This window comes from Aliterella sp. E5.1, assembly GCF_057473825.1.
On record NZ_JBYCCV010000007.1, the window covers coordinates 1 to 24,972 of the forward strand.

Below are 24,972 nucleotides of genomic sequence, written 5' to 3' on the forward strand. Positions count from 1 at the left end.
CAGCAAGGGGAACAATGATTTTTTTGGTTAGGCTGGTGGGAAACATGACTATAAATAGTATTGCCAACTTCATTAGCTGGGACATAGTTTCCATTCCCGAACAGCCTGGGTATACTTCAATTGCTCCGGTGGGTAGAATAATATTTACTCCTTGGCGCAGAACGGGAAAGCCCAAATATGATAAAAAAGCAAAAGAAAATTTTGCTGTAATTATTGATATGTCTAAGCGGCTGGCAATATACCCCACAGGTATATTAAAAGCAAAAATAATTAGTAATTCTAACCAATACTGACGCAGTCCTTTAATACCTGAAGCCAGGAGGGCTACACCTAGAAAGGCTACAAAGGGTGTAAGTTCCACAAAAGAATCAATAGCGTCAACATAATTACTTCTGACTAGGACAAAAGCAATTAACAAAATACCTAGCAAACTTGAAAAAAGATCGCTTTCGAGTATCAATTTTTCACGCTTCTCGGCTAGTAAAGAAAACACTGCCCCCAAGCCTAGCAAACTGATCGTTACTTGGCTTAAGTCACCATCAAGCTTTGTATACAAACTGACGTAGACAGCAGTTAAGCTTGCAGAAATCGCTAATAACCAAAACAGAGTATTTTCTAGAGGTTTTATTGCCGCAAGGGAATTGTTTTTCATAGTTTTAATGGCTTAGACTAATTTTCTTTTGGCAAAAAGCTACCTAGTTATTAAAAACGTTAGTTTTTATACTTAGCCCCACAGGCGACGGCGGGGGGAGCCGTTGAGCTTTTGGTGAGCATCAGCTAACAGGGCAGGAATATCTAGTTGTTCTGGACACCGAGGCAGGCAGTCACTGCAAGTTGTGCAACGACTCCCATTGGTTCCGGGAAACCAATGACCAGCATTTTCTAACATTGTGTAACGATAATTTCCATAGTCAATCATATCGTAGGCAACCGCAAGATTACGTAGACGTAAAATTTCGGGAATGTTAATATTTTCTGGGCAAGGCAAGCAGGCGTAGCATTGACTGCATTTTTGCGGTTCTATTTGATTTAATTGCTCCTCTAAGCGTTGGCAAGCAGCAATTTCAATAGGTGTCAAAGGCTCGTCGCGATCGCTTTGTTGGAGCGGTGCGATCAATTCTTCCGCCGTAGCTGCTCCTACACTGAGGGTAGAAATCTTGGGATCGCTAAGCAAAAAACGGTAATTTAATTCTAAGGGTGTGAGGGGATAACACAAATCAATCAGCTTTTGAGGCGGGGTATAAAGCTTGCCGCCTTTATCTGCAGGAGAGATAATAAATATCCCCAAATCTTTTGTTTTGGCTAATTCTAGGGCGGCGGCATTGCGTTGAAAAAAGTAGTAGTAATGCAAGCTGACAAATTCAAATAAGTTGGAATTAATCGCCGCGCTGATTAAGTCTAAAGAGCCGTGACTTGAAAACCCAACGTGCTTGACTCGTCCATCGTCTACGGCGGCTTGTACCGCTTGCATACAGCCCTCATTGTGCTGTACCAACTGGAGATGTTCCCAAGTGTTGATCCCGTGAATTGCCAGACAATCTATGTAATCTAGCTGCAAGCGCTGCAAAGATTCGTCAATATGCCGACGCATAGAATCAGCATCTATCGTTGGGGTGATTTTAGTAGTGATATAGATTTGACTCCGTTCTGCGGGCAAGCTTTGAGCTAACGTCGCTCCCAAATACTCCTCACTTTTGCCGTAACCTCTAGCAGTTTCAAAATGATTGATGCCTAAAGCCAGCGCTTTTTCTACTGTCTTTTGCGCATTTTCTGGGGATGCCAAGTAGCGCATCGTTCCTAAAGAGAAGACGGACAAATAAAGATTGGTTTTACCAAAACGTCGATAACGCATAAAAGATCGCTCAAGATTCTCCCAAACCAAAGCCTTTGCCTTGAATCAAATCTTCTGGGCGGAGATTGGATAGAAATTCTTTAAAAGCTTGCTGTTCAGCTTCATCTGCATCTCGATCGACAGGAATAGAGGCATCGGCAATTACTTCTTCCATCACCCAGATAGGGCTATTGGTACGCAGAGCGATCGCAATAGCGTCGCTTGGACGCGCATCAATGTCTTTTTTGACTTCGCCAAAGCGGAGGCTCAAGACAGCGTAAAATGTACCATCTTGGATGGAGTGAATCACCACGCGATCTAAAGTCATACCCCAGACTTCTAGCATATTTGCCATCAAATCATGAGTTAGCGGGCGGGGCGGTTTTTGGTTTTCTAAGGCGCTGATAATTGCCTTAGCTTGGTCTTGATTTATATAAATTGGTAGCGCTCGGCGCTCGGTTCCATCTTTTAGCAATACAATCGGGCTGCGGTTTACAGCATCTATAGCAATGCCAGCAACTCTCATTTCAATCATTGACGTAGCCTCTAAAATCCTTTGTATTTATAGCGATTGTGGCAAGGGGGTACACTAGAGCTAGATGTAAGGTGGTAGGGAAGTTATACATATTTATAGTGATAATTGAATCAATTTAACTCCAATCTAGGAGGAATATTTAATTTTTTGCGGTGTTGAACAAACCTTCATTACCCAAGTATGACCCGTCTTGATCGGATTTATGTAAAGCAGATTAGAAGAAATTAAGATGATTTTTATTTAGACAGATTTTTTGCCAGAGTCGAGGTTTCATGTTTACAGGATTAGTTCAAGCATTAGGACAAGTTCGCTCTCTAGGAAGCGATCGCCTAAGTGTCAATTGCAATGATGATAATGCTAGTTTAATTTTGACCGATCTTGCCCTTGGTGATAGCGTGGCGGTAGATGGTATTTGTCTTACTGTTGTGGAAGTTTTGCCCCAAGGATTTATCGCTGCGGTTTCTCCAGAAACGCTTGGGCGTACTACTCTTGCTCAAAGGCAACAAGATGATAATTTTGTCAACTTAGAAACTTCTTTGCGCGTGGGGAGTAAGTTGGGGGGGCATTTTGTGATGGGACACATAGACGGAGTTGGTTACTTGGATGCTAAGGAGCAAACGGCGACTTCTTGGGAGATGAGTTTTACAACGACTAAGGCGATCGCGCGTTACATTGTCCCCAAGGGTAGCATTGCTATCAATGGGATAAGTTTAACTATTGCCGATTATGATGATGCTCGTTGTTGGTTCAAAGTAGCGGTTATTCCCCTAACTTACGCCGAAACAAACCTAGCTCATTTGCAACTAGGAGATGCGGTAAATTTGGAAGCAGATATTTTGGGTAAGTATATGGAGAAATTAATCCCTAATTCTCGGCAAGATGTCGATAGTGATTTAACTCCAGCCTTTTTAGCAGAAAATGGCTACTTGTAAGTAATCTAATTCAACCCTGATTAGTTTCGCTATTGCGATCGCAATTTGAGTAGCTTTTTCGTCATCAGAAATCGCTACTTTAAGCTGGCGTAAATTTTAGCTTGATAACACTACCTTGCCGTAAAGATTTTATCTGTTGCCTAATTCTCCTGTATCATCTACTTTGATATAATAGTCCGGTATCCCGACCGATTAACCGGGGATTAATAGGAGAAATTAAGTATGAGTTGGTGGCGTATAACCAAAAACAAGTTAAAAAACTTTGTAGCGTTATTTTTGGTAGGAGTAGTATTATCAAGTGCGATCGCTGCTTGTTCGGCGGGAGGAAACAGCACTAATAATCCTACGGGCGACAAAGAATTAACTCTTGTCTCCTACGCTGTTACCCGCGCTGCCTACGAAAAAATCATTCCTCAATTTACCGCTAAGTGGAAGCAAGAAAAAAATCAAAACGTCACCTTTAACCAAAGCTACGGCGGTAGTGGCTCTCAAACCCGTGCGGTGATTGATGGATTAGACGCTGATATAGTAGCTTTAGCTTTGGCATTAGATATAAAAAAAATTGAGCAAGCCGGACTAATTGCGCCGGGATGGGAAAAAGAAGCACCTAATAATGCGATCGCGCATAAGTCTGTAGCGGTTTTAGTTACTCGCGAAGGCAATCCCAAAGGCATTAAAACTTGGGCAGACTTAGCTAAACCGGGAGTAGGCGTAATTACTGCCAATCCCAAAACTTCCGGTGGTGCTAGATGGAACTTCTTAGGTTTGTGGGGTTCGGTAACAAGAACCGGAGGCGATGAAGCGCAAGCGCTGGAATATACAACTAAAGTGATTAAAAATGCCCCGGTTTTGCCCAGAGATGCCCGCGAGTCAAGCGATGTGTTTTTTAAGCAAGGACAGGGAGATGTACTAATTAACTACGAAAATGAAGTAATTTTAGCGGGTTTAAATGACGAAAAATTGCCTTACGTAGTTCCTGACGTGAATATCTCCATTGACAATCCTGTCGCCGTAGTAGATACCAACGTTGACAAACACGGGACAAGAGAAATCGCCCAAGCCTTTGTGGAATATCTTTATACCCCAGAAGCACAACGGGAATTTGCTAAAGTAGGCTTTCGACCTGTCGATCCTACGGTAGCTGCCGAAGTCACAAAGCAGTACGTGCCGATCAAAACTTTATTTACTGCCCAAGATATGGGGGGATGGGATGAAGTTCAGAAAAAGTTTTTTGAAGACGGAGCAATTTTTGACAAGATCCAAGCTAATTAGGCATAGCTGACAAATTACCAACCTCTTGAGTACAAAACTATAAATGGTATCTTCTTACTCCAAGCAAAAAAAACCGGGATGGGAACCCCTAAACAAACTATTAGGGCTGTCTTTGCCTTGGCGAATTACTTTAGGTTATCTGACAATTATCTTGTTGTTGCCAGTATCCGCGTTGATATTAAAAGCAGCTACAGAAAAACCGATTGACTTTTGGAAAATTGCCACAAGTCCAGTAGCTTTGGCAACTTATGATGTTACCTTCGTTACCGCCTTTGTTGCTGCTCTGATTAACGGAGTTTTGGGACTGTTGATTGCTTGGGTGTTGGTTCGGTACGATTTCCCCCTCAAACGGCTAGTAGATGCGGCTATCGATTTACCTTTTGCGTTGCCTACTTCCGTTGCCGGTTTGACTTTAGCAACAGTTTATAGCGATAACGGTTGGCTTGGTTCCTTGGTAGCACCCTACGGAATTAAAATCGCCTTTACGCGCTTGGGTGTGGGGGTGGCGATGTTATTTATTTCCTTGCCCTTTGTCGTACGGGCTTTGCAGCCTGTACTGCAAGAAATGGAAAAAGAGATCGAAGAAGCAGCATGGTCTTTGGGGGCTTCTAGATGGCAGACTTTTTGGCGGGTAATATTACCGCCTTTGATGCCAGCGATGCTGACGGGTATAGCTTTAGCTTTTTCTCGTGCGGTGGGAGAATACGGTTCAGTGGTTATTGTCGCCTCTAATATTCCCTTTCAAGACCTAATTGCCTCGGTGCTAATTATTCAACGGTTGGAACAGTACGACTATTCGGGCGCAACGGTGATTGGTACGGTTTTGCTGTTTATTTCTCTATTGGTTCTTTTAGCAATCAACCTATTACAAGCTTGGGGACGACGCTATGAACTCTAATATTGCTGGTAAGTCTTTTAATCCAGGTTTAGCAAAGAAAAAATCAGCGTCAAGCGATCGCTCTTGGGTAAAATTTGTTTTAATTGGAATTGCGATTTCTTATCTTTGCTTAATTCTATTTATTCCGGCAGCAAATGTCTTTGCTCAAGCCTTTAAGTCAGGTTTTGGGCCTTTTTTCCAAAACTTAACAACCCCTGTTTTTCTCCATGCAGTCAAACTCACAGTCATAATTGCCTTAATTGTTGTCCCGATTAATACAGTTTTTGGACTATGTGCGGCGTGGGTACTTGCCCGCAACCAGTTTCGCGGTCGCGCGTTGCTAATTAGTATTTTAGACATACCTTTTGCTGTTTCTCCGGTGGTAGCGGGACTAATGCTCGTGCTGCTTTACGGTCGTAATGGCTGGTTTAGTCCAATTTTAGAGGCGACAAATATTAAAATTATTTTTGCTCTGCCAGCAATGGTAATTGCTAGTGCTTTTATTACCATGCCTTTTGTGGCGCGTGAGGTGATTCCAGTTTTGGAAGAATCTGGTTTTGACCAAGAAGAAGCAGGAAAAACTTTAGGTGCAAGCGATTGGCAAATATTTTGGCGCGTTACTCTCCCAAATATTCGCTGGGGCTTGCTCTATGGCGTGATTTTGACCAATGCTAGAGTTATGGGAGAATTTGGCGCAGTGTCGGTTGTATCGGGAAATATTGGTGGTAAAACTCAAACTTTGCCCCTATTTGTTGAGGAAGCTTACAAACAATATCAAACCGAGTCTGCCTTTGCGGCGGCGGTATTGCTGGCAGGTTTAGCTTTAGTAACATTGGTATTGAAAGAAATTCTCGAACGTAAAACTCAAATCAAAGATATTGAATAGGAGAGTGCGTTATAACTGCTCAAAATAATCGCAATTTTTCATCTCATTTACCTTTGCAGACATCAAGACAAACTCAAACGCGGATCAAAATTCACATTCCCAAAGACTTGCACGAAGAACCAATAATTTCGCGTTTAGTTTCCCACTACGGCATCGCTGTAAATATTGTCGCCGCTTTACTCGGTGCAAATACGCGAGATGATGGCTGGTTTGAATTGGAATTACGAGGTAAACCAGAACAAATTCAAAGTGCCTTGACTTACCTCAATGAGTTGGATTTAGAAATCTGGGGTCAATCAACAGCCGAGGAAGATGGCTGGTAATAAGGGAGCGGGAGAAATATGTAATATATAATACTTCTCCTAAACCTCGAATCAATCTTGCCGCTTATTATTTATTGCTTAACTAGCGTCCACTCCAATAATTTAATCGGCGCATTTTGCAGTGCTGTAGTAAGTTCGGCGCTATCAGTAAACTGTACTTGCTCTAAATAACTTGCTTCAACAGCAACGGTAAACTTTTCTTGCTCAAAAGGCCAAGGTTCGATGCAGACATTCCCGTCGCTTGTTTCCATCACATCATAGCGCTTGCCGTCGGGTCCTTTACTAATTTCTAAAGCTCGTTCTCCGGCGGGTAACTCGCGATTGCAAAGAATTAACGAAAAGCGATCGCACCATTGAAAAAAAGCATAAGCTTTTTCAGCTTCTTCTTTACTAACTTTTAATTCTTTGCGCCATTTTGCTTGATTTGCCAGTTGTTCGGCCAAAAAGCTATCAAGTTCCGGCGATTCTCCTCGTTTCCCTTCATTGAGAAAGCTGGTGTGCATAGAAATTAACATTGCCACCCATCGCCCCCGGTAGCGAGAATTAAGCGTATGTTCTTTGAGCTTTTTTAAGTCAGTTTCTTTATCTAGGGTGAAATCTAAGGGAGTACCTGCGGGGGTCAGGTTTTTTTCTGACCATTCGCGCTCCAAATCGTCGTGATGAGAAATAGCTGCTACAGTCTCAATTATTCGTTTTGGTCTATCTTTAGCGTGCCAGTGTCCTGCTATTTCCGCCGCTAGTAAGGCATGGGCGCGATGGTATATGATTTCCCATCCTTTTTCGTGTTGGTTTGCAATCATCTACTTTTGCTGTTATTTTTATTTTGCCATCATCCCCTGAATTTGCTGAATTCTGCCTCTCTCAGAATACGGATTGACAACCGCAGCTTGAGAAAAATTCATCGTTACTTTTTGGACTCAGTACAAATAAAGCCTCAGAGGATATTCTGAGGCTTTACGAAAATTTGAATATTTACGAGCAGTAGAAAATTTGCTATTTACTTTGTGTTTTCTACTTGCAAGACGAGATAACTCAATTTTTGCCATTATGACAAAGCACGTTAGGCTTTACTCTCTGTAGCCTGGGGTTGTGTTGATGGGGTCAGGATCGCGGTAACGTGTAGGTTCTTCATGCTTGCGAGACAAACCTGCTAAACCAGCAAGACCAATTAATCCCAACCAGCCCCAATCAAAATCGCGATCGCCAGTGTTAACATTATTAATACCTTGCACTGGCTCAGTAGTTGTAGTGTTAGGAGCCGTTGTTGTTCCGGGAGCCGTATCTGTTTGAGCGGAAACTGGTAAAGACAAAGGTAGAATTGCTAGGCTTAGACCAATAGCACTAGCACCAAATAGAACTGATAAATTAGAACGTTTCATAGTATGGTTTTCCTGAATTTATTTGCGAGTCCCTATTAAGTTATCGGTTTTGTCCGCAATTAAAATCAATCTTCCGCTATAAATTTGCAGCGTTTTGTAGTCTTACTAAAGAGATACAACGCTGTAACTAATCTCTTGGATTAATAATTTTTCATTGCTCTTTCAATATCGCGCCGATCTTGACGGCGTTTCAAATCTTCCCGTTTGTCGTGCAATTTTTTACCTTTACAAAGCCCAATAGTAACTTTGACTAAGCCTTTTTTTAGGTACATCTTCAATGCTACTAATGTTAAGCCCTGCTGTTCAACCTTGCCAATCAACTTGCGAATTTCTTGACGATGGAGGAGTAATTTGCGGTTGCGGCGGGGTTCGTGATTGAAATATCTACCACTCCCTGTATAAGGAGAAATATGGACGTTGATTAGCCATGCTTCGCCTTCACGAATTAAGGCATAGCCATCAGTGAGGTTTGCTTTACCTTCACGAATAGATTTTACTTCTGTTCCTACTAGCTGAAGTCCGGCTTCGTAAGTTTCGAGAATTTCATATTGGTAACGGGCTTGACGATTATCGCTAACTACTTTGTAACTTTCGCTCTTTTCGCTCATGTAGACTTATTACAGCTTCAATTTTTGATCTGGAGATAGGAAGCGTTTATCCATATTAATCAAAAAAATTAACTAATTGTCTATTTAAAGGTATAAGTACAGATTTGAGCGATCGCTTATTTTTATATTAAGTAGCCTAATAATGAGGTAAAAGTATTTATACTTAGTCCGCGTTAATTTCTTAATTTGTTTGCTTATAACCGTTTATTTGTTAGAGGTTGCAATAATTTAGTCAACTATATAGACATTGCGTTTGTTGATTGTTTTAGCTCCAGTTGTATTATGTTAGTTTTTGATCATGCCTTTGACGATCCTAATTGCTGATGATGATTCAGGGACTCGTCTAGCAATCGGCGATTACCTAGAAATGTATGGTTATACCGTTGTCATGGCTGTTGACGGTCAATCTGCGTTGGAGATGGTAGAAGCTTATCATCCCCATTTGATGGTGACAGATATTGTGATGCCCCGGCTAAATGGTTACGAACTGGTAAAACAAGTGCGCCAGCATCCAGTATTTCGCTTGTTACCAGTGATATTTCTGAGTGGTAGAAATAAAACGGAAGAACGAATCCAAGGGTATAAGTCAGGTTGCGATATCTATTTACCCAAACCTTTTGACTTAAAGGAACTAGGTGCAGCAATCCATAACCTTTTAGAGCGGAGTCAAATGTTGCACTCTGAATATCTCGCGTCGTTTATAGGGGAAGTTAGCGCTCAATTACAGCCTTCTAAGGCGACTCCTACCCAAAGCAATGGGTTACTCCTACATCTAACTTTGCGCGAACAGCAGGTAGTGTTATTACTCACTCACGGGCTTTCTAATGCAGAGATCGGCACCCGCTTACATTTGAGTCCCCGCACCGTTGAAAAATACGTTAGTAGTTTATTGAGAAAAACCACTACTAGCAACCGGGCAGAGTTAGTTGGTTTCGCGATGAAAAATCGGTTAGTAGAGTAGATTAGAGATTATTTTTTTACCGCTTGCAACAACCCCGTACAGGCATCCAAGAGTAAATCAATAACGCGATCAAAGCCTTCTGTACCGCCGTAATAAGGATCGGGGACTTCTTGAGTGGAATATTTGGAGCAATAATCGCACATCAAATGAATTTTATCGCTGTACTCTCCTGTGGAGTCAAGCGCCAAAATATCTTGGTAATTGGCTTTATCCATCGCTAAGATTAAGTCAAAATCTTTCAAATCCGATGCTTGCAACTGCCTTGCTTGACCCACTAGCTCAATACCTAGCTTATTTGCGGCAGCGAAACTCATACGGCGATCGGGAGGATTGCCCACATGGTAGCCTGCCGTACCTGCCGAATCGCAGACAATACTACTTCCCAAATTTGCCTGCTCGATCAAATGATTCATAATATTTTCTGCCGTAGGCGACCTACAGATATTGCCCAAACAGACAAATAAAAGTTTGCACGTCATAAGTTTGCTCGGAGTGCTGGCACTACTATTAAACTAGCGCCGCACTCGCGCGTATTTACATCCCTGGTAACTCTAAACCACTGGTTAGTTCTTCCATCCGTTCGCGCATTACCGCCGTAGACTTGTTGTAAGCATCTTTCATTGCCGCAGTTACGAGGTCAGAAAGTACCTCCGCTCCCTCGGATACAGCGTCGGGGGAAATTTCTACCCGCCTCGGTTCTTGATTGCCGCTCAAGACTACTTTAACTAACCCACCACCAGCTTCGCCGGGTATTTCCATTTGCTCCAATTCTAATTGGAGGGTTTTAGCATTTTCTTGAACTTGCTGGGCTTTTTTAAAAGCATCAGCTAATTCTTTCATCTTGCCTAACCCAAACCCAAACCCTTGTCCTTTTGTCATGATATTAATCGCTTAATAATGCTATTAAAGTTCCATTAAATTATAGATGCGCTGCGGAAGTTCCTAGAGTTATTTGCCAGCGCGATTAACCAATTGGTTGAAATTCTCCCAACATTCTTACTTCTGGATGCAGCCAAATCGACCAATTTTGCTGTACTTGTTGCTGGACGTGGTTAATGAGGCTAAAAATATCGTTTGCTTTAGCACCGCCGCAATTGAGAATAAAATTGGCATGGCGTTGCGCTACTTGGGCAGCACCCACTTGGTAGCCTTTGAGTCCGCTTTGCTCAATTAGCCAACCTGCCGTGTAAGGTAGAGGATTGCGAAATACGCTGCCACAACTGGGTAAATGGTAAGGTTGACTTGTTTTTCGTTGCTCTAGATGTTGGCTAGTCGTTGCCATCACTTGGCTTGGATCGAAGCCTGGTTGGAGTTGCAAAGTAGCTTGAGTAACTAAGCGATCGCTTCCTTGCAATGAAGAAGTACGGTAGGTATAACCTAATTCCTCTAAAGTTAGATTTTCTATTTCTCCAGACGGTAAAAGCACTTGGGCATTAATCAACATATCTGCCATGCAGCTTTTATGAGCGCCAGCATTCATCACTACCGCACCCCCAATACTCCCTGGTATTCCTACCGCCCATTCCAAGCCTTGCCAGCCTCTTTCGGCGGCTTGCCATGCAAGTCTCGGCAATGGCTCCCCGGCGGCGACGGTAAGTTGACCTGTTTGGGGATCAAATTGGCTGTGGCGCAGGTGACGAGTGCTAATTACCAATCCAGGAATACCGCGATCGCTAATTAGTAAATTAGACCCCGCTCCCAGCATGGTAATTTTTAATTCCCGCCTTTGAGCGTATTCAAAACTAGCTCTTAATTCCTCTAAGTTACGCGGTGCGGCGTACCATTGGGCAGGGCCTCCTACTCGAAACGAGGTTAAGGTGGCAAGAGAGACTTGGGCTTTAATTTGACCTTCGGCGGCAGGGAGGTTCATAGGGCTAGTAGGAGTTAGGCAGATAGTTGAGCAATGGCAGAAATCGCGCTGGGGATAATTTGATTGAGGTTTCCCGCTCCTAAAAATAAAGCAATGTCTCCAGGGCGGAGGTTTTCGAGCAGAAACTGAGAAACATCGTTTAGGCTAGGTTGGTATGTTACTTCTGTTTGTTGTTTGGCAATTAACTCTACCAATTTTTGGCTGCTAACTAAGCCCACATCTTGCTCTCCGGCGCTGTAAATATCTGTAACTACTACTAAATCGGCATCTGGGAAAGATCCGGCAAACTCTGTTAAAAATGTCAACGTCCGGCTGTAGCGGTGGGGTTGAAAAATTGCTACTACTCTCGCTCCCGGTTTTGCTTGCAAACGCGCTGATTCTAGGGTGGCGCGGATTTCGCTGGGATGGTGGGCGTAATCGTCAATAAAAGTAATTCCACCCGCTTCGCCCCGTACTTCAAAACGACGACTTGCGCCGACAAAGGTAGCAAGGCTTTGGGCAATAGTAGCAAAATCTAGCTTGAGCAACCTACCTACAGCTACTGATGCGATCGCATTACTAAGATTGTGCTTGCCCAATAAGCGTAAATTCAATGTCCCTAGAGCTTGTCCCTGCTCCCACACAGTGGCGGTTGTGCCATCGGCGCGGTACTCAATATCGCTGACAGTATAATCTGCGCCCGTAGGCTCCAAACTATAGCTAACTTGGGGTTTGAGGCGATTTTTTACTGTTTGGCAATCAACGCAGCCTATCAAAGTATCGCAGCGATTAGCAAAAGTAAGAAAGGTTGTTACTACTTGTTCCAAGTCTACATAATGGTCGGGGTGATCTAGTTCAATATTTGTGACTACACCAATCGCCGCAGATAACTTAACCAACGAGCCATCAGATTCATCGGCTTCGGCGACCAAATACTTACTTTGCCCAAGTCTGGCGTTACCTTCCCAAGCCAATACTTCCCCGCCTACAACGATTGTGGGGTCTAGACCTGCTTGCAGTAGCATATAAGCAATTGCACTACTTGTGGTAGTTTTGCCGTGAGTTCCGGCAACAGCAATCGTAGAATATTCCTCAATTAAAGCGGCGAGTAAGTCGGAGCGGTGAATCAATAGGCAACCTAAATCTAGCGCTGCTTTATATTCTAAATTTGCTGCATTTATAGCTGTAGAGTAGATTACTTGGGGTAAGTGGGAGTTGCCAATTGCTGACTTATCAATGGTAGTTGTGATCGCGCGATCGCAACTTACTTCTGTTTCAACGGCAGCTTGACGGGTACTTTTTGCTAAGAAAAATTCTAAATTGCTGGCAGCTTGGCGATTAAAAATCTGCGCTCCAATTGCTTGTAGCTTTTGCGTAATATTGCTAGAACGAGTGTCTGAGCCAGATACAGGCAGTTGGCGTTTAGCCAAAATATAAGCCAAGGCAGACATTCCAATTCCACCAATACCGATAAAATGAAATGGTTTGCCGCTAAAGTCAACAGAATTTGGCATTTTTGCTCCTTACACCCCACCGCACCACCCGATTGGGGATGAATGTCACGCGCTATCATATCAAGAATTAGATCTTGTAGGTAGTACAATCAATGTTTTTTTCTATGTACATTTTGATAGATTTTTTACGCCAATGCGGTCAAACTGAGCAATTGCAGTGCAAACAGCCATTTTTAATGGTTAAAAATATTTAGATTATCTTAGTTTTGACCGCTCTCAAATGTTTAATGAATAAAATTATTTAATTTACTTGCAAACTACTCACCCAAGGCTGGGATTGTATTACTTGGGCTAGATCTAAAGGAAACTTGGATATTTTCAGCAAGCTCCCCAACAGCAAGTTATAATGAACCACCCTTTGCGATATGATGTGGTTCAATACCAAAAGTTTATTCAACACACCAGAGGGCAAGACGCTGTGATTAGAGTCGCGATCAACGGGTTTGGACGCATCGGGCGCAACTTTACAAGGTGCTGGCTTGGTCGAGAAAATAGTAATATCGATCTTGTCGCCATCAATGACACTTCCGATCCAAAAACCAACGCTCACCTGCTGAAGTATGACACGATGCTAGGAACGTTGAACGGTGCAGATATTAGCGCCGATGACAACTCAATAATAGTTAACGGCAAGACTATTAAGTGTACAAGCGATCGCAACCCGGAAAACTTGCCTTGGAAAGATTGGGAAATTGACCTAATCATTGAATCTACAGGGGTTTTTGTCAGCAAAGAAGGGGCATCTAAGCACATAAAAGCTGGTGCTAAAAAAGTATTAATTACGGCTCCCGGAAAAAATGATGATGGTACGTTTGTAATGGGGGTCAACGACCACGATTACAACCACGAACAGCACGTTGTCATTAGTAATGCTAGTTGTACGACTAATTGTCTAGCGCCCATTGCTAAAGTTTTGCACGAAAAGTTCGGCATTATCAAAGGCACAATGACGACTACCCACAGTTATACGGGAGATCAACGTTTATTAGATGCTAGTCACCGCGATGTCAGACGGGCAAGAGCGGCAGCCATGAATATTGTTCCAACTTCAACGGGTGCAGCTAAAGCTGTGGCTTTGGTATTGCCAGCCCTAAAAGGTAAGCTCAACGGTGTAGCTTTGCGCGTACCTACTCCCAACGTTTCGATGGTAGACTTGGTAATCCAAGTTGAGAAACATACCTTCGCAGAAGAAGTAAATCAAGTTTTGCAAGAAGCGGCAGAAAGTTCTCTCAAAGGCATTTTGGCATACAGCGATTTACCCCTAGTTTCGTCAGACTATAAAGGTCATGACGCATCTTCAATTGTGGATGCTAGTCTAACGATGGTTATGGGTAATGACATGGTTAAAGTTATGGCTTGGTACGATAACGAGTGGGGTTATAGTCAACGAGTAGTTGATTTGGCTGAATTAATGGCTCAAAAGTGGGTTTAAAGTATTACTTCTTAAGTCAATTTGCTGCCCTTTGTGAATAATCCGCAAAGTCAAAAGTGTTGAAAGCCCCGGTTGAGGTAAAGAACTTCGTCGGGGTTTTCGTTTAGGCAAATTTTTGATGAATTGTCCGTTAAAACGGAATAAAGAGAAGTATTTGTTAGGAGGAAACAATGACGGCTATTGAGTATGACTTGAAAGAGATCCTAACTAGGCTAGAAAACAAAGTTGACAAAATTGGGGAAGATGTTTCGGAGTTAAAGGTAAAAGTTGAGGTATTGGCAAAAAAAGTTGATGGCATCACTAAACGATTGGATACCCAGGAGTTTATCCTGCGAGGGGTAATTATTGGTCTGATTCTAGCGGTTTTGGGAGGATTTGCTAAGGTTTTTGGATTAACAAATTAAAGTATCAAAAATGTTGAAAGCCTTGTTCAAAAGTAAGTAGTTGGTCAGGATTTTGATTGGACTCGTCCCATAACCTTACTTGTTTATTCGCTGTTATTGTGCCAATAATCGCCGCACTGTTGAGTTTTTGGACTATTTTTTGAGCTTCAACTACGGGCATACATAACACTAATTCAAAATCTTCACCGCCGTATAAAGCGTAATCTAAAGCTTGCTGTGAGGTAAGCCAGTTACCAAAAGTTCTAGGCATTGGGATATTTCGATGCTCAATAATTGCACCTACAGAACTTGCTTGACAAAGCTGCAATACCGCATCTGCCAATCCATCACTGCTATCCATCCCGGCAATTGGTAGTGCAATTTGCTTCAGTAAAGGCAATACATCTAGTCTAGGTTGGGGGCGTTGATGGGCTGTAATTAATGAAAAGCGATCACTATTACTCAAATTTTGCCCTAATTCTGGATGCAGCAATAACTCTAAACCAGCGCGGGATGCACCATGAACGCCTGTTACAACGATCGCATCTCCGACTTTAGCCCCGTCGCGACGGATAATATCGCGGGGTTCCACTTGTCCAAAAGCTGTAATTGCGATCGTAATTACCGATGACTTGCACAGATCGCCGCCAATAATCGCTGTATTGTAAGTTTGCAAGCATTGATTCATCCCCTGATATAGCCGCTCTACCCAATCAACAGCCACATCCCCCGGAAGCGCCAAACCGACGGTAATACCTAATGGAGTTGCGCCCATTGCTGCCAAATCGGACAAATTTGCAGCCACCGCGCGCCATCCAGCATCTTCCGGGGAAGTAGTGCGATCGCTAAAATGCACTTTATCTACCAGTACATCGGTTGTCACAACTAGAGAATGTCCTGGCTTTGTTGGCATTACTGCCCCATCATCGCCAATAACTTCGGCAAGGCAAAACTTCTGCAACCGCTCTAAAAGACCTTTTTCGCCAATATCTCGAATTAGTTGCAATGTGGTTTGCTCATTCGTCGCGTTTTTCGTCGCGTTTCCTGTCGTCTCTCAAGTCGCCTGGTTCGTCGTACATCTGCGGTACAACCGCCGGGTTGCTGAGTCGTTCTTCGGGGCTTAAGTCCATCATCGCATCAGCCATTGACGGAGGGTGCTTGATGCGATCGAGAACTTCTGCTTTTACTTCAACTTCCTCGTTTTCGGTACTTTTTTCTGCTTGGCTGGGAGTTGTTTCGCTATTCATAAGTAATTTTTGCAACTGGACGCTTTAGCTTAATTTTTTTTCCTTACAGCTACCCACTATCTGAAGACAGAAAACCTTACAACTTAAAGCCTTGCCAATACCAACTACTACCCCCAAAATGTGCTAGAATTGTAACAGAAATTGACGTAAATATAGCAGCTATTTAGAAGAAATTGGCGCTTTATTGAGTTTATCTACTAAAATCTCAGATTTTTGGAGCTTTTTGAGCTATGACGACCTCTCAGGAGAGGATTATCCCCACCGATTTGCGTAATGAAATGTCCCGGTCTTACCTAGAATACGCGATGAGCGTAATTGTAGGTCGGGCGCTTCCAGATGCCAGGGATGGTCTGAAACCTGTGCATCGCCGCATTCTTTACGCAATGCACGAACTAGGACTAACAGCAGATCGTCCATTTCGTAAGTGCGCCCGTGTCGTCGGGGAAGTATTGGGTAAGTATCACCCCCACGGAGATACGGCGGTATACGATGCCTTAGTGCGGATGGCGCAAGACTTTTCCATGCGATCGCCTCTGATCAACGGGCATGGTAATTTTGGCTCGATAGACAACGATCCACCCGCCGCCATGCGATACACCGAATGTCGCTTGCAGTCATTGACGGGAGACTCGCTATTACGGGATATAGAAGCAGAAACGGTAGATTTTACCGATAACTTTGATGGTTCGCAGCAAGAACCCACCGTACTACCTGCTCGAATTCCTCAGTTGTTGCTTAATGGTTCTTCGGGAATTGCTGTTGGGATGGCAACAAATATTCCTCCCCACAACTTGAGCGAATTGATTGAAGGGTTAGTTGCGCTAATTCGCAATCCAGAAATTACCGATTTGGAGTTGATGCAGTACATTCCTGGTCCTGACTTCCCCACGGGAGGGCAGATCCTAGGTACGGCAGCAATTAAAGAAGCTTATACTACTGGGCGCGGCTCAATTTGTATGCGCGGGGTTGCAGCAATTGAAACCGTCGAACAAAGAGGTCGTCCAGACCGAGAAGCGATTATTATCACCGAATTGCCCTACCAGACAAATAAGGCAGCGCTGATCGAAAAAATCGCCGAAATGGTGAACGAAAAGCGCCTCGAAGGAATTGCCGATATTCGGGATGAAAGCGATCGCGATGGGATGCGAATAGTTATAGAACTAAAGCGCGATGCCTATCCCCGCGTAGTGCTAAACAACCTGTACAAGCAAACACCTTTGCAGGCAAACTTTGGCGCAAATATGTTGGCGCTGGTCAATAACGATCCTCAATTGCTAACAATTAAGAAGTTTTTAGAGGTATTTTTAGACTTTCGGATTGAGGCAATTACCCGCCGCACTCGTTACGAATTGCGCAAAGCGGAAGAACGAGATCATCTGCTGCAAGGCTTGCTAATTGCTCTAGCTAATTTAGATGCAATTATTGTTACAATTCGTCAAGCCGCCGATTCACCGACAGCTAAAGTACAGCTAATTGACTCTTACTCGCTTAGCGAGCAACAAGCCGACGCAATTTTGCAGATGCAACTGCGCCGTTTGACAGCATTGGAAGCTGATAAAATCCGCCACGAACACGATGATTTGCAAACGCAAATTACCGACTTGCAAGATATATTGGCAAGACGCGAACGGATTTTAGAAATCGTTGAAACCGAAGTCGAGCAAATCAAAGCTACCCACTCTACCCCCAGACGGACAGTAATTGAGCCAGACTTGGGGGAACTCGGAGACATTGACTTAATCGCCAATGAAAAAGCTTTAATTTTGCTCACGGAGCAAGGTTACATCAAACGGATGCCTGTAAGCACTTTTGAGGCGCAAAGTAGAGCAACGCGCGGTAAAGCTGGAGCAAAAATTAAAGAAGATGACGGGATCGAGCATTTTCTGACTTGCTGCGATCATGACAGCGTACTATTTTTTAGCGATCGCGGTGTAGTGTATTCCCTCAAGGCTTATCAAATTCCTGCTGCATCGCGCACTAGCCGAGGTGCGCCAATTGTCCAGATGTTGCCCATCCCCAGAAATGAAAAAATTACCTCCATCGTTCCAGTCAGCGAATTTACTAGCGATGAATACTTGGTAATGTTGACTCGCAACGGTTACATCAAAAAAACTGAACTAGCAGCTTTTAGTAACATTCGGGCGAATGGATTAATTGCTATTTCTCTAGAAGATGGCGATCAATTGCGGTGGGTAAGGCGAGCAAGAAATGAAGACAGTATCATTATCGGCTCTCGCTCTGGGATGGCAATTCACTTTAGAACTAATAAAGAACAACTGCGCCCTCTAGGGAGAGCAACTCGCGGCGTAAGAGCGATGAAGCTCAAAGCTGGAGACGAGCTAATTGGGATGGATATATTGCCCAGTGCAGTTCTTGCTACTTTGCCCGTATTAGATACCGAGGCGGAAGAAGTAGAAATTGAAGAAGTAGACATTACGGAAACTGAAGTAGACGTTATAGAAACTGAATTAGAAATTGCTGAAGGTGAAGAAGTAACGGTTACTGAGGGTACGGGACCTTGGGTGTTAATTATTACTATGGGCGGCTATGGAAAGCGCGTACCTGTAGCGCAGTTCAAACTGTACAACCGGGCAACTAAGGGGAAAATTGCCACCAAATTTAAACCCCGCAAAATACAAGACAAACTTGCCGCCCTCCGGGTTGTCAACGCTGATGATGAACTCATGATGGTAACAAGTCGCGGGATTATTATCCGTCAAACCGTCAACGCCATTCCTACGCAGTCGAGAACAGCAACTGGGGTAAGAGTGCAACGATTGGATGAAGATGATGCGATCGCAGATGTTGCTTTAGTACCGCCTAATGTCATTGATGATGAAGTTGAGGCAGAGTAAGCAAATAAAATTGGGGGGTTTTCTCCCCCTATTTATTGCTCTAGGCGCTGGGGTGTTAATGGGTTTAACTGTTGCACCTGTTGGTGCATGGTTTCTAGCGTGGATTGCTTTAGCACCGTTATGGGTAATTATTGTCGAAGCGACAGCTAATACTTTCCTTTGTGGCTTGCTGTGGGGAATTGGCTATCACAGTGTAGCAATTTGGTGGATTACAGGTATTCATCCTATGACATGGATGGGAGTACCCTGGCTTGCTAGTTTAGCGATCGCAGCTTTTTGTTGGATATTCCTCACACTATGGGGAGCAGCTTTAGTTGCGATTTGGGCAACTTGCATGACTTTTTTGGGGAAAAGTTTAACTTTTCCCCTCCGCATTTTAATTGGTACAACCCTATGGTGCGGTTTAGAAAGCCTTTGGAGCAAGGGCGCGTTGTGGTGGACTACATTAGCCTATACCCAAAGCCCCCACAACTTAGCAATTTTACATTTAGGTCAAATATCGGGAACTACAGCGATAACCGCCGCCTTAGCCACGGTTAACTTATTGATTGCCGAAGCTTGGCTTCACCGTCATAGAGGCTATTTAAGTTATGCCATTGCTTTATTAATCGGATTGCATTTAATTGGGTGGGGATTAGCCAGTCAGCCACTAATTCAACCGCCAGAAACTGCATTAAAAGTTGGGATTATTCAAGGTAATATTCCTAACGAAATTAAGCTTTATGCAGGTGGTTTACGTCGCGCGCTTGAAGGTTATACTACGGGCTATAAAACTCTTGCTGACCAAGGAGTTGAGGCAGTTTTAACCCCTGAAGGAGCCTTACCTTTGTTTTGGCGAGATATACTGGGTAGTTCTTTCTACCAGGCGGTGCAAGAAAAAGGCGTTGTTGCTTGGCTGGGAGGCTTTGGAGAACAAGGGAGCAGCTATACAAATAGTTTGTTTACGCTTACAGGTACAGGGGAAGTTTACAGCCGCTACAACAAAGTAAAGTTAGTACCTTTGGGCGAGTATATTCCGTTTGCTGAAGTTTTAGGAACATTAATCGATCGCCTTTCTCCTTTAGAAGCTCATCAAGTTGCAGGCGCAGACAACCAAGTATTTGATACACCCTTTGGACGCGCGATCGCAAGTATTTGTTATGAATCAGCCTTTTCTGAGCATTTACGCCGCCAAACAGCACTGGGTGGTCAATTGATCCTCAGTGCTGCCAATAACGCCCACTACAGCCCCGCAATGCCCGCTCAGCACCACGCTCAAGACGTAATGCGGGCAATTGAAAGCGATCGCTGGGCAGTACGAGCAACAAATACTGGTTATTCTGGAATTGTCGATCCTCACGGCAAAACGGAGTGGATATCTAAGCTCAATACTTACCAATTACACGCTGCAACTATTTATCGCCGAGAAACAAAAACATTGTACGTGCGTGCTGGAGATTGGTTAATGTTGTTACTATTAACGCTGAGCTTGATAGGTTTGGCGATCGCCTTTAATAGTAGTAGAGATTCAACAAGTAAAAAGTAGAGACAGTATAAGCTATGGTTGTTCAAGCCTTATCTACGCTAATAACGCTTACAGAGTTCCTAGAGTGGAAGCCAGAAGGTGGACGTTACGAACTGCACAAGGGAGCAATTGTTGAGATGCAGCCTACGGGAAAGCACGAGCAAATTACTGGCTTTTTAGCTACAGAACTAACTTTAGAATTTAGACGCTTGCAGCTTCCCTACTTTATCCCTAAGCAAGTAATGATCAAAGCACCAGAAAATGACACCAGTTACTCACCAGATGTAATTTTAGTAGATAGTTCTTCTCTAGCAGAAGAACCGCTATGGGAAAAATTCTCTACTATTACTAAAGGCGCATCGCTCCCTCTAGTTACTGAAGTTGTCAGCACTAATTGGCGCACTGACTACGCACACAAGCTTGTAGATTACGAAACTTTGGGTATTCCTGAATACTGGATTGTAGACTACTTAGGTTTGGGCGGTAAACGGTATATAGGCAACCCCAAACAGCCAACAATTTCAGTTTATAGTTTAGTTGAGGACGAGTATCAAGTTAGTCAATTTCGAGGTAGCGAAGTTATTGAGTCACCGACTTTAAAAGACTTAAATTTGACCGCCGCGCAAGTTTTTAATGCCGGAATGCTTACTTAAAATTGAGCAACTGATTTGCTACAACTTGCGATCGCTCTAAATGGGGAACATGACCGCAATCAAGCCATTTTAACTGAGAATGTGGAATCGCTTTATTAAACTTCTCTGCGTCTATTTTAGGCAATGTCTCATCCAATTCGCCCCATAAGATTAATGTCTGCGTGTTAATTTGGGCAATTTTTTCTACTAAGTCACTATAACCGCCACTTTTAGTAAAACTCATCATTGCTGTTTGCCAATTAGACATTTCTAAGTGCAATACCGCGCATCTAATCGCTTCAATTTCCCCAGGCTTTAGATTACCAAAGTTACTACCTAAAAATAATGCTTGGAGTTTGCGCTGTCGCCAATACTCAATTGCTAAGTAATCTAGCGGCGGAAATAACAATTTGCCTAAAGAAAAATCTCCACTAAAACCGACACTATTTATCAATACCAGTTTTTCAACAGCATGGGGATAAGTAACAGTAAAATCTATAGCCGTTGCACCGCCCATAGAAGTACCAACTAGCATTACTGGGCGGTTAATTAGCGTTTTCCAAAAGGAATATAGATGAGTTTTGATGGTACTGGGATTGTAATCAATTTCTAGTAACCTTTCGGTAAACCCAAAACCTAATAAATCGACCGCCCACGTTTGGTTGTAGGCAGCAAGTAGAGGGAAAAGGGCGCGAAACTCTAATACAGAACTATCAAAACCATGTAGTAGGAGTATTGGCGTTCCTGTACCTTGGCAAACGTAAGCAGTTGAGATCGCATTTTGGCTTAGGGGAGTCCTAATTTGCTCTCGCTTGATACTTTTTGCTAAAGCTATGGAGGTGTTTTCTTGCAGTAGATTAACTGCGTAAGGCAAAAAACGAGGAAACATATTTTATTAATAATCGTAATGTTGTTTCTCTAGTTTCTTGGAATACTACGCGCCGCCGCCAATTGTATTTGCGGACTGGTTGAATAATAACTGCCGTGACTTTTCAATATCGAGGGGTTGATCCTTAAACGCTTCTGCTTTTTCATAAGCGCGAATAGTTGCTGGACGCGCCTTAATTGCTTCAAACCACCGCTTGAGGTGAGGGAAATTATCTAAATTTTGACCTTGCATCTCGTAGCCTGCAATCCAAGGATAAGACGCAATATCTGCAATAGAGTAAGTGCCAGCAACAAATTCTTTTGCCTCTAACTGCTTATTTAGCACGGCATACAAGCGTCCGGTTTCATTAACGTAGCGATCGATCGCATAAGGGATTTTTTCTGGTGCGTAACGGTTGAAATGGTGATTTTGCCCAGCCATAGGTCCTAAGCCGCCCATTTGCCAGAATAACCATTCTAAAGCTGCTACGCGATCGCGCAAATCCGTAGGAATGAGTTTGCCAATTTTTTCTGCTAAATACAGTAAGATTGCTCCCGATTCAAATACAGATATAGGTTCGCCGCCATCTGCGGGTTTGCGGTCAACGATCGCCGGAATCCGATTATTAGGAGCGATTTTTAGAAATTCTGGCTTAAATTGGTCGCCAGCGCCGATATTGATGGGAATGATGTTGTAAGGTAATTCCACTTCCTCTAGAAACATCGTAATTTTGTGACCGTTTGGTGTTGTCCAGTAGTAAAGATCGATCATGAGTTATTTTCCTTAAATTGTCTTACTTCCAATACATCGCGCATCTGCTTAAAAACGTTCTACCCAAGGACGTAGTTCAACTTCCCACGTCCAAGCGCTCCGGGGTTGGCGGAGAATATGGAGATAGGTTTGAGCGATCGCATCGGGGTCGAGCATACTATCAGCAGAATTATCTGTTGCTGGAGGTGCGATCGCGCCATCGATGACAAAATGAGCAACATGGATATTTTGCGGCGCTAGTTCGCGGGCGATACTTTGCGCCAAACCGCGCAGGGCAAATTTTCCCATCGCAAAAGGAGCAGACTTAGCATAGCCCTTGACGCTGGCTGAAGCGCCAGTAAATAAAATTGCTCCATTTCCTTGCTGCAACATCCGTTTTGCAGCTTCCTGCGCAACCAAAAATCAACCAAAAGCAGTGATTTCTATAGCTTTGGCAACATCCTTTGGATTTAGGTTTATAAAAGGGGCATTTATCCGCCAACTGGGGTTATAAACTACAACGTTTGGCGACTCTAATTGACTTTCGACATCAATAAATAACTGCTGTACATCCTCTATTTTCGAGGCATCGCAGGCAAAACTGACAGCACCAATTTCCTTACACAACTGACTGAGTTTATCAGTCTGACGAGCAGCTAAAGCAATGCTCATGCCTTCAGATGCAAACAAATGGGCTAAAGAAGCGCTCAATCCATTACCTGCACCGACAATTAAAGCTGTGGTCATAATTCCTCCAGATTTAGGCAAATGGTGAGGGAGCGGGTACTGTAACGCCTTTGGCAACGGCGGGCCTAGCAGCAATGCGATCGTACCAAGCAGTAAGATGAGGAAAATGCTCTAAGTTATCAAGCCTTTAATTTGCCATGTACAACCAGCCAAAATGAGCAATATCAGCAATCGAGTATTGATCGCAAATAAATTCCTTCTCTGTTAGCCGTTGCTCTAAGATGTTGTAATTTTCTGAGCGCTTAATTTTTCTTAAAATAAAAGATAGTTACATATCTAAACATTATGCTCTCGTCGAAAACACAGTCTCAAGAATCAATAGCTACACAACCCTGGCGAATTAAGCTCCTCTACGATGGGGAGTGTCCTTTGTGCTTGCGAGAAGTCAACTTTTTGCAAAAACGGGATGCTGGGAGAGGATTGGTAGCTTTTGTAGATATTGCAGACGACTTCTATAACCCTGAAGATAATGGCGGTGTTGACTTTGAAACCGCAATGGGCAGAATCCATGCTGTACTACCAGACGGTACGATTGTTAAAAATGTAGAGGTGTTTCGCCGCGTCTACGAGGCTTTGGGGATGGGGTGGATTTACGCTATAACCAAGCTACCAATAATTGGCTTTGTGGCTGATAGTTTATATGGTATTTGGGCTGATTGGCGGCTCAAACTCACCGGAAGATCGGACTTAGAAACAATTATTGCCAATCGCCAAAAACGCATTGAATGTAACCTAGAAGGGCGCTGTAAAACTGGTGAATAATTCTGACGCTAGACAATACGCGCCTGCCACTGAGCGCAACCGGGAGGCAATTTTAGAAATACTTTTGGAAGTATTGCCCCCTACTGGCACAGTTTTGGAAGTTTCTAGCGGTACGGGAGAACACGCGGTATTTTTTGCCCCCCGTTTGCAACCCCGCAAATGGCTACCTTCCGATCCCAATCCTTTAGCCCTAGCTAGTATTAACGCCTGGAGAAGCTACACTAATGTCGAAAACTTGTACCCGCCAATTGCTTTAGATGCTTGTCAGCCAAATTGGAAATTGGGTAACGTAGAACCCATTAGAGCGATCGCCAATATCAATATGATTCATATTGCCCCTTGGGAAGCTTGCTTAGGCTTGATGGCAGGCGCGGGGCAGATTTTGCCTCCGGGCGGTATTTTGTATCTTTACGGTCCTTTTACTCGCGGCGGAAAGCATACAGCGCCCAGTAATGCAGCCTTTGACGAAAGCCTGCGTGTCCAAAACCCTCATTGGGGGGTAAGAGATTTAGATGAAGTAGTAGCTGTGGCGAAATCCAAGCAACTTACTTTAGTTAAAACCGTTGCTATGCCTGCAAACAACCTTTCTGTTATCTTTCAACTAGAGACATTGATAGAGTAAGAATTGTTTATCTTAAAATTAAGAGGATGTTTTGAAAATCTTTTGATTGGTATCCAATAGTTGCACTCTTGCTTAAAAAGGGCGGATACGAGATATTTTCCTCCCTTTTTAAGGGGGGTTAGGGGGGATCTCAAGTGCTTGGGCAACGTTACCACCTCCTCCAAGATCGGCGATTTCTCAATCTGGCTCATAGGCAAGGGAGG

General features: G+C 43.5%; 27 protein-coding genes and 1 pseudogene. 13 read left to right on the forward strand and 15 right to left on the reverse strand.

The features are described from left to right. The 3 genes from crtA to AC2VE5_RS04310 all read right to left on the reverse strand — a co-directional run. A partial coding sequence (gene crtA / locus AC2VE5_RS04300; protein ID WP_486886547.1) for a cyanoexosortase A occupies positions 1-652 on the reverse strand: 652 nt, incomplete at its 3' end. A gap of 72 nt (positions 653-724) precedes the next feature. Beyond that, positions 725-1,852: an aldo/keto reductase gene (locus AC2VE5_RS04305; RefSeq protein ID WP_486886548.1), complete on the reverse strand. Its 1,128-nt coding sequence runs from the start codon at positions 1,850-1,852 to the stop codon at positions 725-727. Positions 1,853-1,862: 10 nt separating this feature from the next. Further along, positions 1,863-2,366, reverse strand: coding sequence for a bifunctional nuclease family protein (locus AC2VE5_RS04310; protein ID WP_486886549.1), 504 nt, complete (start codon positions 2,364-2,366; stop codon positions 1,863-1,865). 272 nt (positions 2,367-2,638) lie between these two features. On the opposite strand from AC2VE5_RS04310, the gene AC2VE5_RS04315 reads away from it, so the two are divergent. From AC2VE5_RS04315 to AC2VE5_RS04335, 5 genes are all read left to right on the forward strand, one after another. Continuing rightward, a complete protein-coding gene (locus AC2VE5_RS04315; RefSeq protein ID WP_486886550.1) occupies positions 2,639-3,298 on the forward strand; it encodes a riboflavin synthase in 660 nt (219 codons plus the stop codon). 222 nt (positions 3,299-3,520) lie between these two features. Next, entirely contained in the window at positions 3,521-4,570 is a 1,050-nt protein-coding gene (locus tag AC2VE5_RS04320) for a sulfate ABC transporter substrate-binding protein (protein ID WP_486886551.1), read from the forward strand. Positions 4,571-4,613: 43 nt separating this feature from the next. Continuing rightward, positions 4,614-5,468, forward strand: a complete 855-nt coding sequence (gene cysT / locus AC2VE5_RS04325) for a sulfate ABC transporter permease subunit CysT (RefSeq protein ID WP_486886552.1) — start codon at positions 4,614-4,616, stop codon at positions 5,466-5,468. After that, on the forward strand, positions 5,458-6,333 hold the full coding sequence (gene cysW / locus AC2VE5_RS04330; RefSeq protein WP_486886553.1) for a sulfate ABC transporter permease subunit CysW: 876 nt from the start codon (positions 5,458-5,460) through the stop codon (positions 6,331-6,333). The genes cysT and cysW overlap by 11 nt, the downstream gene beginning before the upstream one ends. Before the next feature lie 53 nt (positions 6,334-6,386). Beyond that, entirely contained in the window at positions 6,387-6,656 is a 270-nt protein-coding gene (locus AC2VE5_RS04335; RefSeq protein WP_486886554.1) for an NIL domain-containing protein, read from the forward strand. A 71-nt stretch (positions 6,657-6,727) separates the two neighbouring features. Here the strand turns inward: AC2VE5_RS04335 and AC2VE5_RS04340 are convergent, their stop codons facing one another. The 3 genes from AC2VE5_RS04340 to smpB all read right to left on the reverse strand — a co-directional run bounded on the left by AC2VE5_RS04340 (position 6,728) and on the right by smpB (position 8,643). Next, entirely contained in the window at positions 6,728-7,456 is a 729-nt protein-coding gene (locus AC2VE5_RS04340; protein WP_486886555.1) for a DUF3891 family protein, read from the reverse strand. A 267-nt stretch (positions 7,457-7,723) separates the two neighbouring features. After that, complete coding sequence (locus tag AC2VE5_RS04345) at positions 7,724-8,035, reverse strand: WGxxGxxG family protein (protein WP_486886556.1); 312 nt, start codon at positions 8,033-8,035, stop codon at positions 7,724-7,726. Positions 8,036-8,175: 140 nt separating this feature from the next. After that, positions 8,176-8,643, reverse strand: a complete 468-nt coding sequence (gene smpB / locus AC2VE5_RS04350; RefSeq protein WP_486886557.1) for an SsrA-binding protein SmpB — start codon at positions 8,641-8,643, stop codon at positions 8,176-8,178. A gap of 298 nt (positions 8,644-8,941) precedes the next feature. Between smpB and AC2VE5_RS04355 the strand changes: the two genes are divergently transcribed. Further along, the gene (locus tag AC2VE5_RS04355; RefSeq protein ID WP_486886558.1) at positions 8,942-9,604 is read left to right on the forward strand and encodes a response regulator transcription factor; all 663 of its coding nucleotides are present in this window, start codon (positions 8,942-8,944) and stop codon (positions 9,602-9,604) included. Positions 9,605-9,612: 8 nt separating this feature from the next. On the opposite strand, the gene AC2VE5_RS04360 is transcribed toward AC2VE5_RS04355, so the two are convergent. From AC2VE5_RS04360 to murC, 4 genes are all read right to left on the reverse strand, one after another. After that, entirely contained in the window at positions 9,613-10,083 is a 471-nt protein-coding gene (locus AC2VE5_RS04360; RefSeq protein ID WP_486886559.1) for a low molecular weight protein-tyrosine-phosphatase, read from the reverse strand. A gap of 55 nt (positions 10,084-10,138) precedes the next feature. Beyond that, entirely contained in the window at positions 10,139-10,483 is a 345-nt protein-coding gene (locus AC2VE5_RS04365; protein WP_486886560.1) for a YbaB/EbfC family nucleoid-associated protein, read from the reverse strand. An 85-nt stretch (positions 10,484-10,568) separates the two neighbouring features. Beyond that, positions 10,569-11,474 carry a UDP-N-acetylmuramate dehydrogenase gene (gene murB / locus AC2VE5_RS04370; RefSeq protein ID WP_486886561.1) on the reverse strand — a complete coding sequence of 302 codons (906 nt, stop codon included), beginning with the start codon at positions 11,472-11,474 and terminating at the stop codon, positions 10,569-10,571. Between the two features lie 14 nt (positions 11,475-11,488). Further along, positions 11,489-12,967, reverse strand: a complete 1,479-nt coding sequence (gene murC, locus AC2VE5_RS04375; RefSeq protein WP_486886562.1) for a UDP-N-acetylmuramate--L-alanine ligase — start codon at positions 12,965-12,967, stop codon at positions 11,489-11,491. A gap of 418 nt (positions 12,968-13,385) precedes the next feature. Between murC and AC2VE5_RS04380 the strand changes: the two genes are divergently transcribed. Further along, positions 13,386-14,399, forward strand: coding sequence for a type I glyceraldehyde-3-phosphate dehydrogenase (locus AC2VE5_RS04380; protein WP_486886646.1), 1,014 nt, complete (start codon positions 13,386-13,388; stop codon positions 14,397-14,399). Between the two features lie 170 nt (positions 14,400-14,569). Continuing rightward, positions 14,570-14,803, forward strand: a complete 234-nt coding sequence (locus AC2VE5_RS04385) for a hypothetical protein (protein WP_486886563.1) — start codon at positions 14,570-14,572, stop codon at positions 14,801-14,803. A gap of 4 nt (positions 14,804-14,807) precedes the next feature. Here the strand turns inward: AC2VE5_RS04385 and thiL are convergent, their stop codons facing one another. Both thiL and AC2VE5_RS04395 read right to left on the reverse strand, forming a co-directional pair. Further along, complete coding sequence (gene thiL, locus AC2VE5_RS04390) at positions 14,808-15,788, reverse strand: thiamine-phosphate kinase (RefSeq protein WP_486886564.1); 981 nt, start codon at positions 15,786-15,788, stop codon at positions 14,808-14,810. 10 nt (positions 15,789-15,798) lie between these two features. After that, positions 15,799-16,029 (reverse strand): hypothetical protein, encoded by a 231-nt coding sequence (locus AC2VE5_RS04395; RefSeq protein ID WP_486886565.1) that lies wholly within the window; start codon positions 16,027-16,029, stop codon positions 15,799-15,801. A gap of 230 nt (positions 16,030-16,259) precedes the next feature. On the opposite strand from AC2VE5_RS04395, the gene gyrA reads away from it, so the two are divergent. The 3 genes from gyrA to AC2VE5_RS04410 are packed head-to-tail and all read left to right on the forward strand — an operon-like array spanning position 16,260 to position 21,041. Next, complete coding sequence (gyrA, locus tag AC2VE5_RS04400) at positions 16,260-18,884, forward strand: DNA topoisomerase (ATP-hydrolyzing) subunit A (RefSeq protein ID WP_486886566.1); 2,625 nt, start codon at positions 16,260-16,262, stop codon at positions 18,882-18,884. Continuing rightward, the gene (lnt, locus tag AC2VE5_RS04405) at positions 18,862-20,409 is read left to right on the forward strand and encodes an apolipoprotein N-acyltransferase (protein WP_486886567.1); all 1,548 of its coding nucleotides are present in this window, start codon (positions 18,862-18,864) and stop codon (positions 20,407-20,409) included. The genes gyrA and lnt overlap by 23 nt, the downstream gene beginning before the upstream one ends. A 14-nt stretch (positions 20,410-20,423) precedes the next feature. Then, positions 20,424-21,041 (forward strand): Uma2 family endonuclease, encoded by a 618-nt coding sequence (locus AC2VE5_RS04410; RefSeq protein WP_486886568.1) that lies wholly within the window; start codon positions 20,424-20,426, stop codon positions 21,039-21,041. On the opposite strand, the gene AC2VE5_RS04415 is transcribed toward AC2VE5_RS04410, so the two are convergent. The 3 genes and pseudogenes from AC2VE5_RS04415 to AC2VE5_RS04425 all read right to left on the reverse strand — a co-directional run bounded on the left by AC2VE5_RS04415 (position 21,034) and on the right by AC2VE5_RS04425 (position 23,385). Further along, positions 21,034-21,909, reverse strand: coding sequence for an alpha/beta fold hydrolase (locus AC2VE5_RS04415; protein ID WP_486886569.1), 876 nt, complete (start codon positions 21,907-21,909; stop codon positions 21,034-21,036). The two genes, AC2VE5_RS04410 and AC2VE5_RS04415, sit on opposite strands and share 8 nt — an antisense overlap. A gap of 45 nt (positions 21,910-21,954) precedes the next feature. Further along, positions 21,955-22,659: a glutathione binding-like protein gene (locus AC2VE5_RS04420; protein WP_486886570.1), complete on the reverse strand. Its 705-nt coding sequence runs from the start codon at positions 22,657-22,659 to the stop codon at positions 21,955-21,957. A 48-nt stretch (positions 22,660-22,707) separates the two neighbouring features. After that, positions 22,708-23,385, reverse strand: a pseudogene (locus AC2VE5_RS04425) (SDR family NAD(P)-dependent oxidoreductase). 285 nt (positions 23,386-23,670) lie between these two features. Here AC2VE5_RS04425 and AC2VE5_RS04430 point away from each other — a divergent pair. Then, a complete protein-coding gene (locus AC2VE5_RS04430) occupies positions 23,671-24,147 on the forward strand; it encodes a thiol-disulfide oxidoreductase DCC family protein (RefSeq protein WP_486886571.1) in 477 nt (158 codons plus the stop codon). After that, the gene (locus AC2VE5_RS04435; protein ID WP_486886647.1) at positions 24,137-24,769 is read left to right on the forward strand and encodes a DUF938 domain-containing protein; all 633 of its coding nucleotides are present in this window, start codon (positions 24,137-24,139) and stop codon (positions 24,767-24,769) included. The genes AC2VE5_RS04430 and AC2VE5_RS04435 overlap by 11 nt, the downstream gene beginning before the upstream one ends. Positions 24,770-24,972: the final 203 nt, after the last annotated feature.

What these genes read in the sequence shown, in the direction of transcription:
- AC2VE5_RS04305 (WP_486886548.1), bottom strand. Translation starts at nt 1,852, where the DNA reads ATGCGTTATCGACGTTTTGGTAAAACCAATCTTTATTTGTCCGTCTTC.
- AC2VE5_RS04310 (WP_486886549.1), bottom strand. Translation starts at nt 2,366, where the DNA reads ATGATTGAAATGAGAGTTGCTGGCATTGCTATAGATGCTGTAAACCGC.
- AC2VE5_RS04315 (WP_486886550.1), top strand. Translation starts at nt 2,639, where the DNA reads ATGTTTACAGGATTAGTTCAAGCATTAGGACAAGTTCGCTCTCTAGGA.
- AC2VE5_RS04320 (WP_486886551.1), top strand. Translation starts at nt 3,521, where the DNA reads ATGAGTTGGTGGCGTATAACCAAAAACAAGTTAAAAAACTTTGTAGCG.
- cysT (WP_486886552.1), top strand. Translation starts at nt 4,614, where the DNA reads ATGGTATCTTCTTACTCCAAGCAAAAAAAACCGGGATGGGAACCCCTA.
- cysW (WP_486886553.1), top strand. Translation starts at nt 5,458, where the DNA reads ATGAACTCTAATATTGCTGGTAAGTCTTTTAATCCAGGTTTAGCAAAG.
- AC2VE5_RS04340 (WP_486886555.1), bottom strand. Translation starts at nt 7,456, where the DNA reads ATGATTGCAAACCAACACGAAAAAGGATGGGAAATCATATACCATCGC.
- AC2VE5_RS04345 (WP_486886556.1), bottom strand. Translation starts at nt 8,035, where the DNA reads ATGAAACGTTCTAATTTATCAGTTCTATTTGGTGCTAGTGCTATTGGT.
- smpB (WP_486886557.1), bottom strand. Translation starts at nt 8,643, where the DNA reads ATGAGCGAAAAGAGCGAAAGTTACAAAGTAGTTAGCGATAATCGTCAA.
- AC2VE5_RS04355 (WP_486886558.1), top strand. Translation starts at nt 8,942, where the DNA reads ATGCCTTTGACGATCCTAATTGCTGATGATGATTCAGGGACTCGTCTA.
- AC2VE5_RS04360 (WP_486886559.1), bottom strand. Translation starts at nt 10,083, where the DNA reads ATGACGTGCAAACTTTTATTTGTCTGTTTGGGCAATATCTGTAGGTCG.
- AC2VE5_RS04365 (WP_486886560.1), bottom strand. Translation starts at nt 10,483, where the DNA reads ATGACAAAAGGACAAGGGTTTGGGTTTGGGTTAGGCAAGATGAAAGAA.
- murB (WP_486886561.1), bottom strand. Translation starts at nt 11,474, where the DNA reads ATGAACCTCCCTGCCGCCGAAGGTCAAATTAAAGCCCAAGTCTCTCTT.
- murC (WP_486886562.1), bottom strand. Translation starts at nt 12,967, where the DNA reads ATGCCAAATTCTGTTGACTTTAGCGGCAAACCATTTCATTTTATCGGT.
- AC2VE5_RS04385 (WP_486886563.1), top strand. Translation starts at nt 14,570, where the DNA reads ATGACGGCTATTGAGTATGACTTGAAAGAGATCCTAACTAGGCTAGAA.
- AC2VE5_RS04395 (WP_486886565.1), bottom strand. Translation starts at nt 16,029, where the DNA reads ATGAATAGCGAAACAACTCCCAGCCAAGCAGAAAAAAGTACCGAAAAC.
- gyrA (WP_486886566.1), top strand. Translation starts at nt 16,260, where the DNA reads ATGACGACCTCTCAGGAGAGGATTATCCCCACCGATTTGCGTAATGAA.
- lnt (WP_486886567.1), top strand. Translation starts at nt 18,862, where the DNA reads ATGATGAAGTTGAGGCAGAGTAAGCAAATAAAATTGGGGGGTTTTCTC.
- AC2VE5_RS04410 (WP_486886568.1), top strand. Translation starts at nt 20,424, where the DNA reads ATGGTTGTTCAAGCCTTATCTACGCTAATAACGCTTACAGAGTTCCTA.
- AC2VE5_RS04415 (WP_486886569.1), bottom strand. Translation starts at nt 21,909, where the DNA reads ATGTTTCCTCGTTTTTTGCCTTACGCAGTTAATCTACTGCAAGAAAAC.
- AC2VE5_RS04420 (WP_486886570.1), bottom strand. Translation starts at nt 22,659, where the DNA reads ATGATCGATCTTTACTACTGGACAACACCAAACGGTCACAAAATTACG.
- AC2VE5_RS04430 (WP_486886571.1), top strand. Translation starts at nt 23,671, where the DNA reads ATGCTCTCGTCGAAAACACAGTCTCAAGAATCAATAGCTACACAACCC.